General features: G+C 67.5%; 15 protein-coding genes. 4 read left to right on the top strand and 11 right to left on the bottom strand.

The genetic code is table 11. The features are described 5' to 3' along the window. Positions 1-412: 412 nt before the first annotated feature. Complete coding sequence (locus tag AC1DEZ_RS09995) at positions 413-1,450, bottom strand: alpha/beta fold hydrolase (RefSeq protein WP_476779643.1); 1,038 nt, start codon at positions 1,448-1,450, stop codon at positions 413-415. Positions 1,451-1,758: 308 nt separating this feature from the next. Here AC1DEZ_RS09995 and AC1DEZ_RS09990 point away from each other — a divergent pair, with 308 nt between their 5' ends. Continuing rightward, on the top strand, positions 1,759-2,175 hold the full coding sequence (locus AC1DEZ_RS09990; protein ID WP_476779642.1) for an organic hydroperoxide resistance protein: 417 nt from the start codon (positions 1,759-1,761) through the stop codon (positions 2,173-2,175). A 79-nt stretch (positions 2,176-2,254) separates the two neighbouring features. Here the strand turns inward: AC1DEZ_RS09990 and AC1DEZ_RS09985 are convergent, their stop codons facing one another. The 5 genes from AC1DEZ_RS09985 to htpX form a co-directional block, all read right to left on the bottom strand. Then, complete coding sequence (locus AC1DEZ_RS09985) at positions 2,255-3,433, bottom strand: low temperature requirement protein A (protein ID WP_476779641.1); 1,179 nt, start codon at positions 3,431-3,433, stop codon at positions 2,255-2,257. Positions 3,434-3,508: 75 nt separating this feature from the next. After that, positions 3,509-5,101: a bifunctional phosphoribosylaminoimidazolecarboxamide formyltransferase/IMP cyclohydrolase gene (gene purH / locus AC1DEZ_RS09980; protein WP_476779640.1), complete on the bottom strand. Its 1,593-nt coding sequence runs from the start codon at positions 5,099-5,101 to the stop codon at positions 3,509-3,511. Between the two features lie 94 nt (positions 5,102-5,195). Continuing rightward, positions 5,196-6,914, bottom strand: coding sequence for a heparinase II/III family protein (locus AC1DEZ_RS09975; protein ID WP_476779639.1), 1,719 nt, complete (start codon positions 6,912-6,914; stop codon positions 5,196-5,198). Positions 6,915-7,034: 120 nt separating this feature from the next. Beyond that, positions 7,035-8,399 carry an RsmB/NOP family class I SAM-dependent RNA methyltransferase gene (locus AC1DEZ_RS09970; RefSeq protein ID WP_476779638.1) on the bottom strand — a complete coding sequence of 455 codons (1,365 nt, stop codon included), beginning with the start codon at positions 8,397-8,399 and terminating at the stop codon, positions 7,035-7,037. Position 8,400: 1 nt separating this feature from the next. Further along, on the bottom strand, positions 8,401-9,330 hold the full coding sequence (htpX, locus tag AC1DEZ_RS09965; RefSeq protein WP_476779637.1) for a zinc metalloprotease HtpX: 930 nt from the start codon (positions 9,328-9,330) through the stop codon (positions 8,401-8,403). Between the two features lie 122 nt (positions 9,331-9,452). On the opposite strand from htpX, the gene AC1DEZ_RS09960 reads away from it, so the two are divergent. Then, a complete protein-coding gene (locus AC1DEZ_RS09960; RefSeq protein WP_441511558.1) occupies positions 9,453-9,674 on the top strand; it encodes a DUF1674 domain-containing protein in 222 nt (73 codons plus the stop codon). Between the two features lie 86 nt (positions 9,675-9,760). Beyond that, positions 9,761-11,065 (top strand): class I SAM-dependent methyltransferase, encoded by a 1,305-nt coding sequence (locus AC1DEZ_RS09955; protein WP_476779636.1) that lies wholly within the window; start codon positions 9,761-9,763, stop codon positions 11,063-11,065. A gap of 86 nt (positions 11,066-11,151) precedes the next feature. Here the strand turns inward: AC1DEZ_RS09955 and AC1DEZ_RS09950 are convergent, their stop codons facing one another. Then, entirely contained in the window at positions 11,152-11,469 is a 318-nt protein-coding gene (locus tag AC1DEZ_RS09950; RefSeq protein ID WP_476779635.1) for a DUF2853 family protein, read from the bottom strand. Positions 11,470-11,707: 238 nt separating this feature from the next. On the opposite strand from AC1DEZ_RS09950, the gene AC1DEZ_RS09945 reads away from it, so the two are divergent. Then, positions 11,708-12,655, top strand: coding sequence for a 2-hydroxyacid dehydrogenase (locus tag AC1DEZ_RS09945; protein WP_476779634.1), 948 nt, complete (start codon positions 11,708-11,710; stop codon positions 12,653-12,655). Positions 12,656-12,658: 3 nt separating this feature from the next. Here AC1DEZ_RS09945 and AC1DEZ_RS09940 read toward each other — a convergent pair whose 3' ends face one another. The 4 genes from AC1DEZ_RS09940 to AC1DEZ_RS09925 all read right to left on the bottom strand — a co-directional run bounded on the left by AC1DEZ_RS09940 (position 12,659) and on the right by AC1DEZ_RS09925 (position 16,142). Then, a complete protein-coding gene (locus AC1DEZ_RS09940; protein ID WP_476779633.1) occupies positions 12,659-13,171 on the bottom strand; it encodes a L,D-transpeptidase in 513 nt (170 codons plus the stop codon). 109 nt (positions 13,172-13,280) lie between these two features. After that, a complete protein-coding gene (locus tag AC1DEZ_RS09935; protein WP_476779632.1) occupies positions 13,281-14,105 on the bottom strand; it encodes a heme ABC transporter ATP-binding protein in 825 nt (274 codons plus the stop codon). Then, positions 14,098-15,177, bottom strand: a complete 1,080-nt coding sequence (locus AC1DEZ_RS09930) for a FecCD family ABC transporter permease (RefSeq protein WP_476779631.1) — start codon at positions 15,175-15,177, stop codon at positions 14,098-14,100. The genes AC1DEZ_RS09935 and AC1DEZ_RS09930 overlap by 8 nt, the downstream gene beginning before the upstream one ends. Before the next feature lie 20 nt (positions 15,178-15,197). Further along, the gene (locus tag AC1DEZ_RS09925; RefSeq protein ID WP_476779630.1) at positions 15,198-16,142 is read right to left on the bottom strand and encodes a heme/hemin ABC transporter substrate-binding protein; all 945 of its coding nucleotides are present in this window, start codon (positions 16,140-16,142) and stop codon (positions 15,198-15,200) included. Positions 16,143-16,489 lie beyond the last annotated feature (347 nt).

The raw sequence follows: 16,489 nt of genomic DNA, 5'->3' as shown, positions 1-16,489 counted from the left end.
CTTGCACCAGCCTGCACCAACTCAACTGCCTTGAAGCGGACATGTTGAGCGTCTGCTAGGGGCCATTGTCGCCATTTGGCCAGATCACAAACACCGTGTCCCGGCATTCGTGATTTCGGCAGAGAGACGTAGACAACATTGCCAACGTACTCGGTGACCTCTCCTGCAATTCTATGACGAGCAAAAAGCGAGGGGTTTGGTACGCCGAGCCCTTCCTATCTGGCGATGTACTTCGATGTATGTTCGCATCGCTGGCCGAAATAGGCCAAGCCTTTGGTTCGTTTGATCTATCACCCAGGTTCACATTATGTATGTGTGCTTAGGGTATAAGTCCATCCGGGGCCGCTTCGGCAAGAGAAGCTGGAGCGGGACGAGGCAAGCCCGGGCGGCATTCGATGCCTCCCGGGGCCCCTCAGAGTTTGTCCGCGTCGATCACCGCGCGGGCGAATTCCTCCGGCGCCTCCTGGGGCGGATTGTGGCCGATGCCGCCCTTGAACAGCCGGTGCTCGTACTTGCCGGTGAAGCGCTTGGCATAGGCCGCTGGCTCCGGATGCGGCGCGCCGTTGGCATCGCCCTCGATGGTGATGGTCGGCACGCCGATCGCCGGGAAGGTTGCGAGCTTGTTCTCGATAGCGTCGAACTGCGGCTCGCCCTGCGCCAGTCCGAGCCGCCAGCGGTAGTTGTGAATGGAGATCGCGACATGGTCGGGGTTGTCGAGGGCCGTTGCCGAGCGCGCGAAAGTGGCGTCGTCGAACTTCCACTGCGGCGAGGCGAGCTCCCAAATCAGCCGGGCGAAGTCGTGGGTGTACTTGGCATAGCCGGCCGCGCCGCGCTCGGTGGCGAAATAGTACTGATACCACCACTGCAATTCGGCCTTGGGCGGCAGCGGCGCCTTGTTCCCCTCCTGGCTGCCGATGAGGTAGCCGCTGACCGAGACCATCGCCTTGCAGCGCTCGGGCCAGAGCGCGGCGATGATGTCGGCGCTGCGCGCCCCCCAGTCATAGCCGGCGATCACGGCCTTCTCGATCTTCAGCGCGTCCATCAGCGCGACGATGTCGACCGCGAGCGCTGCCGGCTGGCCGTTGCGCGGGGTCTGTGCCGAGAGGAAGCGGGTGCTGCCATAGCCGCGCAGATGGGGCACGATCACGCGGTATCCGGCCTTGGCGAGGATCGGCGCGACATCGACATAGCTATGAATATCGTAGGGCCAGCCGTGCAGCAGCAGCACCGGCGAGCCATCTGCCGGTCCGTCTTCGGCATAGCCGACATTCAGGACCCCCGCATCGATCTGCTTCAAGGCAGCGAAGGAGGTGTGGCCGCTCTGTCCGGCGGGCGAGGCCGCGCGGGTCTGAGCGGCGGCTCCGCTGATCCCGCCGAATTGCGCGAAGGCGGCGCCCAGCGCCAGGGTGCTCAGGAGGCTGCGGCGTGGCTGGTCGATCTGTTCCGACATGGTTCTGTTCCTGATTGCGTTGAAAGCAAGGGGATGAGCCTGTCCGCTGTATCCGCGCCATGTCCGCCAGCGTCGGATTTGCAAGCCTGCGTAGGATCGGGCGGCTCCGATACGAACGGATACAAACCGCCCGCCGTACGGGGCGGCCGGCAGGCGCTGCCGGGAGATCATCGTACCGCAATGTATCGCAGCGGCGAAGGCCGACGTTTCCTTGCAGATCGCTCCGATCCGCAAACAAACCGGACATGCCGGCTTGAGAAACCCCCATCGCCAGCCGCCGATAGGAGCGGCATCAGATGGAGAGTTCCATGACCAGGATCGAGAAGGTTCTCTATACCGGCAAGACCCGCACCACCGGTGGGCGCGACGGCGCCTCGCGCAGCTCCGACGGCCGGCTCGACATCAGGCTGTCGCCTCCGGGCAGCGCGGGTGCGGGTACGAATCCCGAGCAGCTCTTCGCCGCCGGCTGGTCGGCCTGCTTCATCGGCGCGATCGGCCTTGCCGCCGGCAAGCGCAAGCTCGCCCTGCCGGCCGGTCTCTCCGTCGATGCCGAGGTCGGCCTGGGCACGACGGACGGCGCCTATTTCCTGCAGGCGCGGCTGAATGTCAGCTTGCCGGGTCTTGCTCCGGAGCTGGCACGCGAACTCGTTGAGGAGGCGCACCAGACCTGCCCCTATTCGAAGGCCACCCGCGGCAACATCGATGTCGAGCTGAGGCTCGTCTGATCGTTGATCGCGACGAGGCCAGCGTCCGGCTGGCCTCGTATCCGCTCGACGATCTCGTGCAGCTGATCGTCCGCGGGGCTCAAACCTCTTTCGGCCGCAGCGAGATCGCTTCCCAGCCGGCGACGACGATCAGGACCGCGGTGGCACCCAGGCTGAACGCAAGCGGCGGCAGCACCGCCGAGGCGGGCGTGAGCAGGGCGAGCAGGCCCAATCCGACGAGATGGGAGAGGGGGAACCAGCCGGCCGTCACCCGTTTGAACAGCAGATTGCCGAGCAAATAGAAGGCCGGACCAGCAGCGACGGCGATAGCCGTCTTGGCATCGATGTGGCCGAGCGGATGGGCGATCACCAACTCGTCGCCGACCGCGACGAGGATGACGCCGGCCACCAGCAGCACATGCAAATAGGTATAGGCGATGCGCGCGATCCGGCCGGGATCCGAGGCATGGGCGATGAGCTGGCTGCCGCGCTCGGCGCCGATGTGGAAATAAATCCACCACATCGCGACAGAGCTGAGGAAGGAATTCAGGAAGGCAGTCAGATTGACGCCGGTCACCGGCAGTTTGGCTGCGGTGGCGCCGGTGATGAGAATGGATTCGCCGAGCGCGATGATGATGAAGAGCGCGCAGCGCTCGGCGAGGTGGCCGCCCTCGACATTCCAATCGGTGGTCTGCGAGCGGCCGAGGCCGACCACGCGGAAGCCAAGTGCCGGACCGGCATATTCGATGCCGAGCGCGACGATCCAGAGCCCGAAGCGCAGATTGCCCTCGCTCAGCCCACCCGCGATCCAGAATACGGCGGAGACCGCGAGCCAGATCGTGATGCGCTGGAAATTGCGGTAATTCGCCGGAGAGGCGGCCCTCAGGCTGGCCATCGTGAAGAGCGAGCGCCCGAGCTGAATCGCGACATAGGCGCCGGCAAAGGCGAGGCCGTTCGAGCCGAAGGCTTCCGGCACCGAGCAGGACAGGACGAGGCCAAGCAGCATCAGCACGAACAGCATGAGCCTGACCGGCGCCTGTTCGGGATCGAGCCAGTTCGTCACCCAGCTCGTATAGATCCAGACCCACCAGACGGCGCCGAGCAGAAAGGCAGCCTGCGCCAGCCCGAGCGCGCTGAAATGCTCCAGCAGCGTATGCGAGATCTGGGTGATGGCGAAGACGAAGACCAGGTCGAAGAACAGCTCCACATAGCTGACCCTCGCATGCTGGTGTTCGACGCGCTCCCTGAGCAGCGCGCCGGGCTTTTGAGCTTTCGCCATGGGGACCCCTTGCCCTCCGCCGCGCGGTTTCGCGCGCAGCCTGTCAGCGAGGGTGTCCCGCGGGCTGCGCCGCCGTCAATGGCGGAAGTGGCGGTGTCCGGTGAAGACCATGGCGAGGCCGGCCTCGTCCGCCGCCTTGATGACCTCGTCGTCGCGCATCGAGCCGCCGGGCTGGATCACCGCGGTTGCCCCGGCTTCCGCCGCCGCGAGCAGGCCGTCGGCGAAGGGGAAGAAGGCATCGGAAGCGACGACCGAGCCCTTGGCGAGGCTCTCAGTCACGCCCGCCGCCTTCGCTGCCTCGGCCGCCTTCCAGGCGGCGATGCGCGAGGAATCGACTCGGCTCATCTGGCCGGCGCCGATGCCGACCGTGGCACCGTTCTTGGCGTAGACGATGGCGTTCGACTTGACGTGCTTGGCGACGCGGAAGGCGAAGCGCAGATCGGCGAGCTCGCGCTCGCTCGGCTGGCGCTTGGTCACGACCTTGAGCTCCATGTCGTCGACGACGGCGTTGTCGCGCGATTGGGCGAGGAAGCCGCCGGCGACGGTGCGCAGCGCGAGGCCGGGCGCGCGGACATCCGGCAGGCCGCCGGTGAGCAGCAGGCGCAAATTCTTCTTGGCGGCGATCATCGCTATCGCCTCCTCGTCAGCGTCGGGAGCAATGATAACCTCGGTGAAGACCTCGACGATCTTCTTGGCGGCGGCCGCGTCGAGCTTGCGGTTCAGCGCGACGATGCCGCCGAAGGCCGAGACCGGGTCGCAGGCGAGCGCGCGCTCATAGGCTTCGAGCAGCGATCCGCCGGCGGCGACGCCGCAAGGGTTGGCATGCTTGACGATGACGCAGGCGGCCGAGGCTGCGGGATCGAACTCGGCGACGCATTCGAAGGCGGCGTCGGTGTCGTTGATGTTGTTGTAGGAGAGCTGCTTGCCCTGGACCTGACGGGCGGTCGAGACGCCCGGCCGGTTCTCCGGCGTACGGTAGAAGGCGGCCCATTGATGCGGGTTCTCGCCGTAACGCATGGTCTCGGCGAGCGCGCCGCCCAGCGCCCGGAAGGCCGGCGCGGTGTCGCCGAGCTCATTGGCGAACCAGTTCGAGATCGCGGCATCGTAGGCTGCGGTCCGGGCATAGGCCTTCTGGGCGAGTTTGCGGCGCAGCGTCAGCGTGGTCGCGCCCTTCTGGGCCTCGAGGTCGGCGAGGACCGAGGGGTAGTCGGCCGGCTCGACCACGACAGCGACGTCATGATGGTTCTTGGCCGCGGCGCGGATCATGGCGGGGCCGCCGATATCGATATTCTCGATGCAGTCATCATAGGCCTTGCCGGCCGCGACCGTCGCCTCGAACGGGTAGAGGTTCACGACGAGCAGGTCGATCGGCTGGATGCCGTGGCCGAGCATCGAGGCCTGGTGCTCGGGATGCGAGCGGATGGCGAGCAGGCCGCCATGGACCTTCGGATGCAGCGTCTTGACGCGGCCATCCATCATCTCGGGAAAGCCCGTGAGGTCGGAGACGTCGCTGACCGGCAGGCCGGCCTCGGCGATCGCCTTGGCGGTGCCGCCGGTCGAGACCAGCGCGATGCCGAGCTTGTGGAGGGCGCGCGCGAAGTCGATCAGCCCCGTCTTGTCGGAAACGGAAAGGAGAGCGCGTTCGACGCGGCGAAGTTCATTCGGCATCGGGGTTCTGGTCCGGCTTGGATTGCAGGGAAGGCTGTCGCGCGCGAGCTATCATGCTGCGGCGCGAAAGGCAAAGTTTGGCGTCGCAGAATCGTCACGCGTCGGGGGCGGGCCCGGCGGTTTCGCGTTCGGCAATGGCCGCGGCCACGGTCTTGCCCGCACGGGGATTGGCGGCGCTGATCCGGCTCAGGCGCCAGGTGATGCGCGGCGTCGTGGCGGCATCGAAGGCGACGACGAGCTGCTCCGTGCGGCGGCGCCCGTCGGAGGCGGCGAGAAAGAGGCTCTCCTCGATCACGATCGGCAATCCGCCGGCCTCGAAGCTCCAGACCTCGCCGGAAGCGAGCGCGAGCAGCGCGCCGCTGCCCTCGCGGACGAGGCTGGCGCGGATATTGGGGTGGAGATGAAAGCGGGCTGCGGCCGGCAGCGCCTCGCGCGGTCCGCCCAGCGTGACTTCGTCCTCGCCTGAAAGCGTTGCGCCGTCATGGGCGAGCAGGAGGCGGCGGGAGTGGACCGCGCCGAGGCTGCGGCGGTAGCCGTCATGGCTGGCGACCCATTCGGGGCCATCGGCACCGTCCTGCCGGGCGACGCGGACATCGCGCGGCCCGGAGACGACCCGCATCTCGCCGAGAACCATGCCGAAATTCGCGCTGGAGCGATCGTCGAGGACGAGAGCGGAGTGAGCTGCGGTGCTGCGCGCCGCGAGCCGCAGCTCCGGCGGCCCGAAGCGGCTGGCGCCGCAATTGACGATGATACGCTGCGCGCCGCTGGAGAATTCGAAGGCGAGGCAGCCGGCATGGGCCTCGATGGAATAGGCGCCGTGCGGCGGTGCGCCGGCATCGGCGACCACGACGCTGCGGCCCGCGGAGAGGCGGCTATAGCCGGAATAGGCTGCATGCTCCGTCGGGCGGCCGCGCGCGTCGTCATAGGCCGCGAGCGTCGCCATCAGATCGGGCGCGGTCGTCCCCATGCCGTTGAACAGGGCGAGCGAACCGTCGCCGTGCCGGAACAGGCGCAAATGCGGCATCATCCGCTCGATCGCGGTCAGCACGCCGCGCGGCGGTTCGAGCCCGCGCGCCGCGAACGTCTCCCGCAGCGGCAGCAGGTCGAGGAGAAGTTCGACCAGCATGCGCGGATTGCGCGAGAGGTGGCCGCCATCCGGCAGAATCTGCTCGTCGAGCTCGTCGGAGAGCATCGTCTCGGCGCGGCGGCGGCGAGCGTCCTGCCCATCGAGGCAGATGCCGGCAAGGGTGACCGCGATCAGGGCGTTAAGCCGGTCGGCCCCGTCCACGGCGCCGGCAAGCGCGAGGCTCAACCGATCGCCCAGACGTGCGACATGGCGCAGGAAGCGCTCGTAGAAGGCGTGATCGGCGCCTTCCAACAGCAGCGGCGAATGGGAGAGGAATGCGATCAGCCGGCGGGCCGCCACCGCCGGGCGGCGAGCGATATCGTGCCGGTCACGGCGCCTGGCGATGAAATCCTCGACGAGGCTGCGGGCATTGGCGCGGGCGATCGCGGTGTCAGCCGCACGCATGTGGCGCAGCCAGCCGAAACCGTAGAGAGCTTCGGCCCAGGCTTCGCTCGGCGGCTCGACATCGAAGGGCGATTCGCCATGGCTGCGCAGCGTGCGGCCGGCAAAGCTGTAGTAGCCGGCATAGACGTCGCCGGCTGTCGTTGGATCGGCAGTGCGCAGATCATGCGGTGCGAAGAGGAGACGGGTCGGGGTGCTGCGCCCGAAGGGCCAGAGCTTGCGCGTCGCGCCGATGAGCTGGCCACGGGTCCGCCGCGCCGCCCGTCCGATCGCGGCCTGGGCCAATCCCCGTCGCTCAGACCAGCCGCTCAAAACCCCCGTATGCTCCGTCCCCGGGCGCGGCCCGATGCCGCGCGAATAGTACCAGAGGAGCCGCGCCGTCCCAGCGCGCGAATCCTTGCTCCGTCATAGCCTGATCAGGCGGGTTGCGTAAAATCCCGCCCATCCGGAGAGGCGCGGGGATTCGCCCTTCAGCTGATGCGGCAGCGTCCGGATATCGCCGTTTGCGTCGATCGCCTCAGCCAAACCGCCGATTTCGGCGGCCTCGACGGGTTTGCGACGAAACTGGGGATGACGCGCGAGGAAGGCGGCGATCTGCGCCTCGCCCTCCGCGGCTTCGAGCGAGCAGGTGCAGTAGATCAGCCGTCCGCCCGGTCTCGTCAGGGCGGCCGCCGCATCAAGCAGGCGCGCCTGCAGGCTGGCGAGCCGGTCGCGATCCCCCGGCAGCTTGGTCCAGGCGACGTCCGGGTGACGGCGGATCGTACCGGTCGCGCTGCAGGGCGCGTCGAGCAGGACGGCGTCGAAGGGCTCGGCCTTCCAAACTACGGCATCGGCCGTGACGACTTCCGCCGTCAGGCCGAGGCGGGCGAGATTGGCTTTCAGGCGACGCAGGCGCGGCGCCGAGCGATCCAATGCCGTCACATCAGCGCCAGCGGCGGCGATCTGGGCAGTCTTGCCACCAGGCGCGGCGCAGAGATCGGCGATACGTTCGCCGGGTTGCGGCGCCAGCAGCTTCACCGGCAACGCGGCAGCGGCATCCTGCACCCACCACTCGCCTTCATCGTAGCCCGGCAGCCCGGCGATGGCCTGCCGCTCGCGCAGCCGGACTGAGCCGGTCGGCAGGGCGATGCCGTCGAGCGCCTCGGCCCAGCGGGCGGGATCGGACTTGACGGTGATATCGAGCGGCGGTTCCTCGCGATGGTTCGCCGCGATAGCGGCAGCTGCTGCCTCGCCATAGGTCTCGCTCCAGCTTTCGGCGAGCCAATCGGGCGTGTCGAGGAGGGCATCCTCCTGCGCCTCGGCCAGGATCGCGTCCCGCTCGCGCACGATGCGGCGCAGCAGCGCGTTGCCGAGGGCGACGTAGCGCGCCGAACGAGCGTCCTCATGCAGATGGCGGATCGCGAGATCGACGGCGGCGTGGTCGGGCACGTCGAGGAAAAGGATCTGCGCGACCGCCGCCGTCACAATCGGCTCGAACGGGCCGGATTTGCGCGGGCTGCCGCGTTCGAGGCGCGCATCGACGGCGTGCTGGATCGTGCCGAGGCGGCGAAAGGCGGTGACGGCAATGGCGCGCGCCAGTCCGGCATCGGCTGCGTCGAGCCCCGAGGCCGGCAGCAGCCGGTCGACGGTCTCGTCGAGGGCGAGGCGGGCGCGCAGGACTTCATCGATGATGGTGGCGGCGAAGCGGCGGGCCGGCAGTCCGGGCGCATCGCTGCGTCCTGCTTCTGCCGGTTCCGGTGCGGGGCGGTTCGGGGAAGGGCGCTCGGCCATCTCAGCCCCAGGGCCCGGGCTGGCGGGGCGCGTTGCCCCAGGGGCTGTTGTCGGCCTGGGCGGAGAAGCTCGCTCCGCCCGTGCTGCGGCCGATGCCCATGGCGCGGGCCTGCTCCATCAGCGCAGCGATGCGGTTGCCGGTGTCGGGATGGGTCGAGAACAGATTATCCATGCCGCCGCCGGTCAAGGGATTGATGATGAACATGTGCGCCGTAGCAGGCTTGGCCTCGGCTGTCTCGTTGGGAATGTGCTGGACGCCCGCCGCGATCTTGGCCAGGGCATCGGCGAGCCAGACCGGATTGCCGGCGATCTCTCCGCCGAGCTTGTCGGCCTCGTATTCGCGCGAGCGCGAGATCGCCATCTGGATCAGGGCGGCCGCCATCGGCGCGAGGATCGAGAGCAGGATCTGAACGACGATGTTCGGGCGGTTGTCGCGCGAACCGAAGAACATGCCGAAAGTGACGAGCGACGAGATCGCACCCGCGAAGGTTGCCGTGATCGTCATGGTCAGCGTGTCGTGATTCTTGATATGCGCCAGCTCATGCGCCATCACGCCCGACAGTTCCTCATAGGTCAGCGTGCGCAGAATGCCTGTCGTCGCCGCCACCGCCGCGTTCTGCGGATTGCGGCCGGTGGCGAAGGCATTGGGCTGGTCTTCCTGGATCAGGTAGACGCGCGGCATCGGCATGTTCGCGCGCGCCGCGAGATCGCGCACCATGCCGTAGAGCTCCGGCGCGGTCCGCTCATCGACCTCCTGGGCGTTGTGTGCGGCAAGCGCCAGCCGGTCGGAATTCCAGTAGCTGAAAAGATTGGTCACGGCGGCGAAGCCGAGCGCCATCAGCATGCCGCCGCCGCCGCCGAGCAGATAGCCCACCGCGCCGAAAAGCGCGGTGAGGCCTGCCATCAACATGCCGGTGCGAACGTAGTTCATCGTTTCCCCTTCATCAGCAGCGCCGCGGGGCGGAAAGCCCTCGCGAAGGCCGGGTTCGTGCCCTATGTGGTGGGGGCGATCCCGATCCTGCAAGAGAAACCCTGCTAGGAAACGAGCCGAAAATGCCTGAGAAGGTCGAAGACGACGTGCCGTCTGACGCTGCGGAGCCCAAGAAGCTGTCGCCAGCCGCGCAGCGCGCGCTGGCCGAGGCGTCGGCCCGGCGGGCCGCTATCGATGCGCATGCGGCCGAGGTCGCGAAACAGCGCGAGCTCAACGGGCGTGGCGGGCTTGAGCCGGTGCGCTACGACGACTGGGAAGTGAAGGGCATCGCCAGCGATTTCTGAGCGCCAATCGGACCCGAATATGCGGAACATTGCCAATCCGCGGCGTTGCGTCCAAACAGCAGCCGGAAAGCAGCGGATTCTCGGTCATGGACAGCAACGACAAGCGCCTCGCGGCCCTGCGCCGCCTTCTGAACGAGGCGCATGACAAGCTCGGCCTCAAGCTCGGCTTCCGGCTTTGGGACGGCAGCTCGGTGCCCGCCTCCTGGCCCTCTGACGGGCTCGCCATCGCCATCGCCGATGCCGGTGTCCCGGCCGCGCTGATCCGCCAGCCCAAGCTCGACACGCTGCTCAATCTGCATATCACAGACCGTATCTCGATCCGGAACGGCTCGATCTTCGATCTCGCGGCGGCGCGGCCTGACGGCAAGGTCGGCAAGCTCGCACGCAACATCCCAAAGGGCGCGGTCTTCGACGTTGTCAGACGCTTCATCTTCGCGCCCGGCAAGGCCGAAGCTGCCGTCAGCCACCGCAAGGGCGACGAGATTGCGCGTGACGGCGCGCCGGCCACCAACAAGGCCAACATCGCCTATCATTACGACGTCTCGAACGATTTCTACCGGCTCTTCCTCGACGAGGAGATGGTCTACACCTGCGCCTATTTCACCGAGGATCACGGTGACCTCGAACGGGCCCAGCGCGACAAGCTCGACATGATCTGTCGGAAGCTGCGCCTGAAGCCGGGAGATCGTTTCCTCGATATCGGCTGCGGCTGGGGCGCGCTGGTCTGTCATGCGGCCCGCTATTACGGCGTTGAGGCCCATGGCGTGACGCTGGCCGAGGAACAGCTCACCCTGGCGCGCGAGAAGGTCGAGAAGCTCGGGCTTCAGGGCAAGGTCACCCTCCACCTCAAGGATTTCACGCAGATGGAAGGGGAGTTCGACAAGATCTCCTCGATCGGCATGTTCGAACATGTCGGCATCCGCAACCACCCGTCCTATTTCCAGGCGGTGAACCGGCTGCTGCGGCCGCGCGGGTTCTATCTGCATCACTGCATCTCGCGCCGGGCCAAGAAGACGGAAAAGGCCTTCAACAAGATGCCGGCGGAGTACCGCGCGCTGGTGCGTTACATCTTTCCCGGCGGCGAGCTCGACCATTTGGGCATGTCGATCGCCAATCTCGAGCGCCACGGCTTCGAGATCCACGATGTCGAAGGCTGGCGCGAGCATTACCAGCGCACGACGCGGCTGTGGTGGGAAAGGCTCGAGGCGAACAAGGCGAAGGCCGAGGTCGAGATCGGCCCGGAGCGGACGCGGATGTGGCTGCTTTATCTCGCGGGCTGCTCGCTCGCCTTCGAGCGCGGCGGGGCGCTGGTCAACCAGACGCTGGTCTCGAAGCGGCGCAAAGGTCCGTCCGGCCTGCCGCTGACGCGTGCAGACCTTTATCGCGACTGAACGGGACTCCGGCCGGCGCCGCTGCCGGCCATGCCGTTCGTCCCTGCATATACGGATGGGAATGCCCGGACGGGCCGGGCCATGACCTACTTCTTGATGAAGAGGTCGAGCTTTCCGTGGTGTTCGGCCAGCAGATAGTAGAAGGTCAGGCGGGATTTGGTCCGGTCCGCCTTCATATGCTCGCAGACCGCCTTGATCGAACCGTCGAGATCGCCGGACTTCAGGCCGAGCTTCTTCTTCAGGAAATTCTCGCGGACGCGGTCGACCTCGGCCGGGTCCGAGCAGGCGACGTAGCGGGTGTCCGGCTTGCTCATCACGAGCGCATAGGCCTTCGACATCCCGGCGAAGGCAGCATCGTTCAGCGGCTTCTTGGCGAACTTCTTCACGTCGGCGAGGTGATCCATCTGGTTGCCCCTTCCTGGCCCGTGGGAGGCACGGGCGGTTGCGTGTCGCGGCCGGAGGTTAACGCGGTTCCTTCCGGGCCGCGAGGGGAAAAAGCGCGTGATTGCCGGCTTTTGGAGCGATTCGATGCGTCTTTCGTCGAAGCCCGGAATGCGCAGAGCGGATGGCGGGCCGTTTGCCGATGTGGGTTGAGCGATCGGCGGCGCGGTGCTGCGATGCAGCATCTGCTGGAGCAATGCCATGAACCCGACGATACTGATGGTGCCGCGCATGCCGGAGGCCCTGATCGCGCGGCTCAAGGAGAACTTCACCGTGCTCGGGCCGATGGAGCGCTCGACGCCGGAGGCCTTGCCGCCCGGCTCCGAGCAGGCCGAGGCGCTGCTCACGATGGGAAGCCTCCGCACCGATGCCGCGCTCATCGACGCTTTGCCGAAGCTCAGGCTGATCTGCTGCTACGGGACCGGCATCGAGGGCGTCGATCGGGCGCGTGCCAAGGAGCGCGGAATTGCGCTAGGCAATGCCGGGACGGCCAATGCCGCCAGTGTGGCGGAATTCGCCATGGGGCTGCTGCTCGCCACGGCGCGGCAGATCCCACAGGCCGACCGCTTCGTCCGGGCCGGGCGCTGGCAGGGCAATTCGGTCCAGCGCATGGCCTCGGTGCCGGGGCTGGCGGGGCGCAAGCTCGGCATCTACGGGCTGGGCGCCATCGGCAGCCGGATCGCGCGGCGCGCCGAAGCCTTCGACATGGAGATCGGCTATCACAATCGCAGCCGCCGCGCCGATACGCCCTATCTCTACCATGACAGCCTGCTCGGTCTCGCCGAATGGGCCGATCTTCTGGTGGTTTCGGCGCGTGCCAGCGCCGAGAACCGCCATGCGATCGATGCCGCCGTGCTGAAGGCGCTGGGGCCGCGCGGGCATCTTGTCAACATCTCCCGCGGCATCGCGGTCGACGAGGACGCGCTGTGCGCAGCGCTGGAGACCGGCGCGATCGCGGGTGCGGGGCTCGACGTCTACGAGAACGAACCCCATGTCTCCGACAGGCTGAAGGCGCTCGACAATGTCGTGCTGACGCCGCATATCGCGGCCGCCTCGGATACCGCGCAAGACGCACAGCAGGAGGTCATGCTCGGCAATCTCGAAGCCTTCTTCGCCGGGCGTCCGCTGCTCTCGCCGGTGGCGGCGTGACGCTCAGGGCATGACGACGACGGGCGTGCCCATCTGGACGCGGGCGTAGAGGTCGATCACGTCCTGGTTGTGCATGCGGAAGCAGCCATAGGAGGCGGCAGTGCCGATCGTGTTCGGCATGTTCGTGCCGTGGATGGCGTATTGCCCTCCGGGGCCGAGGCCGATGACGCGCGCACCCATCGGGTTGCGCGGCGAGCCGCCGGGGATGACGTCTGGCAGGCGGGGATTGTCGCGCTTGACCTCGGCCGGCGGAGCCCAGGCCGGGTCGACCTGCATTTCCTCGACATATTTGACGCCGCGCCATTGCTTGCCGGCCTTGCCGACCGCGATCGTGTAGCGGATCGCCGTGCCGGGCGCGACGACGAAATACAGCTTCCGCTCGCCGGTGCGGATGAGGATGGTGCCGGGCTCGAAGCGGTCATCGTTGAGCCCGATGACCTCACGCGCTTCGGCGCTGGTCAGGGCCGGCAATAACAAGGCAGCGGCGAGGCCGATGGCGGCGAGGTGTCGGTCCATGGTCGAAACTCCCGTTCGGACGCGGACGGGGTTTAAGCCTCAGTCGTGAAGCATGGGTTGAGCGATATGGTGAAGCGGGATTCAGGATGAAGCGCTGGTGAATCGCCCTTCAAACGGCGGGGCGCGCGCGGTGCTGCTGCGGTAGCAGGAAGGGCAGCCCCGGCGCCGGCGCGCGGCTCAGTGTCAGGTCGACCTTGAAGACCTGGCGCAGCAGGGCATCGTCGAGCGTGCGCGCCGGCGGGCCCTGCGCGATGATCTGCCCCTGATCCATCACCACCAGATGGTCGGCATAGGTCACGGCGAGGTTGAGGTCGTGCAGGACGATCAGCACGGCGACGCCGCGGGAGGCAATGCCGCGCGCCATGTCGAGCAGCGCCAGTTGGTGGCACAGATCGAGGCTGGCGATCGGCTCGTCGAGGAAGAGCACCTGCCTCTCGGCGACGCTCCGGCCGGCCTCGAGCTGGCAGAGCACGCGGGCGAACTGCACGCGCTGCTGCTCGCCGCCCGAGAGCGTCTGATAGCGGCGGCCGGCGAGGTCGATCACCCCAGCGGCGGCAAGGCTCTCGGCGACGATCGCCTCGCGGCGCTGGCGCGTCAGCGCCCGGCCGATCCCGTCGACGCCAAGGCTTGCGACCTCGTAGACGCTGAAGGGGAAAGCGAGGCGGGCATGCTGGGCCATGACGGCGCGCTGGCAGGCGAGGCGCCAATGGGGGATCGCCGCGAGCGGCTCTCCGGCGATGCGGACATCTCCGCCGGCGGGCTTCGCTTCGCCGGTGAGGAGCTTCAGGAGGGTCGATTTTCCCGCGCCGTTCGGCCCGATCAGGATCGTGGTCGTGCCGCCCGCGAGCTCGAGGCTGGCGTCGGCGACCAGCCGGCGGCCACCTGCCGCGAAGCCGACGCCATGGGCGGAGAGGACGGGCGTCGCTTCAGACATCGAGAGCGCTCGAGCGCCGCAGCAGCAGCCAGAGGAAGAAGGGCGCGCCGATCGTGGCGGTGACGATGCCGATCGGGAGCTCGGCCGGAGCGACGATCAGTCGTGCGACGATATCGGCTCCGACGAGCAGCATCGCGCCGCCCAGCGCCGAAAGCGGCAGCAGCAGCCGGTGGTCCGGGCCGACGCAGAGCCGGATCAAATGCGGCACGACGATGCCGACGAAGCCGACCATTCCAGCCGAGGCGACACTGGCGCCGACGGCAAGCGCGACCAGCAGGATGGCCAGCGCCTTGATGCGCTGGACGGGGATGCCGAGATGGTAGGCTTCGGCCTCGCCAAGCATGAGCCCGTTCAATCCGCGCGCCAGCAACGGCATCAACAGGAGCAGCGGCAGAATGATCGGCGCGACGACCGAGAGCTTGGTCCAGCTCGCGCCACCGAGGCTGCCGAGCGACCAGAAGGTCAGATCGCGCAGCTGGCGGTCATCCGAGATGAAGGAGAGCAGTCCCGTAAGCGCACCCGCCATGGCACCGAGCGCGACGCCGGCCAGCAGCATCGTGGCGACCGAGGTCCGGCCGCCGCGCGTCGCGATGAGATAGAGCGCCAGCGTCGAGACGAGGCCGCCGCAGAACGCTCCGATCGGCAGAGCGGCGAAGGGTAGCTTCATCATGGTGCCCGCGAGGAGGCGGTCGCCGAGGACGATGGTGGCGGCGGCGGCGAGGCCCGCGCCGCTGGAAACGCCGACGAGGCCGGGGTCGGCCAGCGGATTGCGGAACAGCCCCTGCATCAGTGCGCCGGAAACCGCGAGACCTGCGCCGACGAGCAGGCCGAGCAGCACGCGCGGCAGGCGGATGTTGAGAACGACGAGCGCGTCGCGTCCTTCCAGCAACGTGGCGTCTCCTGTCAGCTTCGCCATCAGGATCTCGGCGACGCGCCCAGGAGAAATGGAGATGGCACCCTGGCCGACGGCGACGATGGCGATCAGCAGACTGGCCAGGGAGAGCCCGACGACAGCCAGCAGGCCGGCGCGGCGCCGGCCGGCGATCAGCGTCGTCAGCGCGCCGGAAGCCATGGGGAGGGGCGCCGCGAGGGTCACGGGGCAGCGGCCGTCTTCAACGGCGGGATCGCGGCCTCCGGATAGATCGATGCCATGAGGTCGCGCGCAGCCATTGGCGTGCGCGGGCCGAAGCCGAGCAGGTAGAGCCCGTCCATATGGACCAGCCGCTTCTCCTTGGCCGCGGGCGTCTGGGAGAAGGACGGCATGGCGAAGAGTTCGTCAGGCGTGGTGTTGTGGGCGCTGCTGTTGCGCATCATCAGCACCATCTCGGGCGCGGCGGCGGCGATCGCCTCATCCGTCATCGGCTTGTAGCCCTCGATCGCGTCCGCGACGTTGATGCCACCCGCCAGCGAGATGATCGCATCGGCCGAGCTGTTGCGGCCGCCGACGAGGGCCCGGCCGTTCTGAAGCGATAGCAGGAACAGCACACGCTTCTTCTTGGCGATTCCGGCACGCAAATCGGCGAGTTCCTCGAACCGGGCCCTGGTCTGTTCCGCAAGGCGCTCGGCGGGAGCCGCAGCTCCGATGGCGGTGCCGATCGCGGCGATCTTGCTCGCGACCCCTTCCGGGGTCAGCCCGTCGCCGATGCGCGCGATCCTCACGCCGGATTCGGTCAGCAGCGAGACGGCATCCGGGGGGCCGGCGCCGTCGATCAGCATGATGAGCGTCGGCTTGAGGGAAAGGACGCCCTCGGCCGAAAGAGCGCGGACGTAGCCGACATTCGCCTTGTCCTTCAGCGCCTCCGCGGGGAACTGGCTGGTGGAATCGACGCCGACGATCCGCTCCTGCAGGCCGAGCGCATAGATCACCTCGGTGATGACGCCGCCGGCGACGACAATGCGCTCGGGCGTCTGCGCCAAGGCGGGTGAGACAGGGCCGAGCCCGGCCAGGGCGAGCAACGACAAGGCCGAGGCCATCAGTTCCCGCCGGTTCGGTTGCACCGGCGCGGAATGCATCGCTCGATCGTATGAGCCAGACATGGTGCAACTCCATTCGGACGCCGCCGGCGGGCAGCGGCCATTGCAATTCAATCCGATCGGCAGAGATCGTCTTGTTTAGAATGCTTCAATAAAGTAAATCCCAGTTTTGAATTACTCAAAACAAGAATTGACCGAGTGTATTGTTGACGGTGATATTCATCTTTACTACAAGGGGTCAAGGGCAGCGCCTGTGCGCCGCCGGCTTCGGTCGCGGCGCGTCGTCGCGCGGCCTCTCCCGGCGCGCATTCTCCGCGGTGAACGCTTCGCCAGGCGTTTATCCGGAAATGGCGATGACCGGCCGCGTAGCGGCACCCTTTCATTTCAGCCGGCTCGCGGCTTCACATGCA

Source organism: Allobosea sp. 10L422 (genome assembly GCF_056395345.1).
The sequence above is the reverse complement of the archived record's forward strand: the minus strand, read 5'-3'. Positions and strand labels throughout refer to the sequence as shown.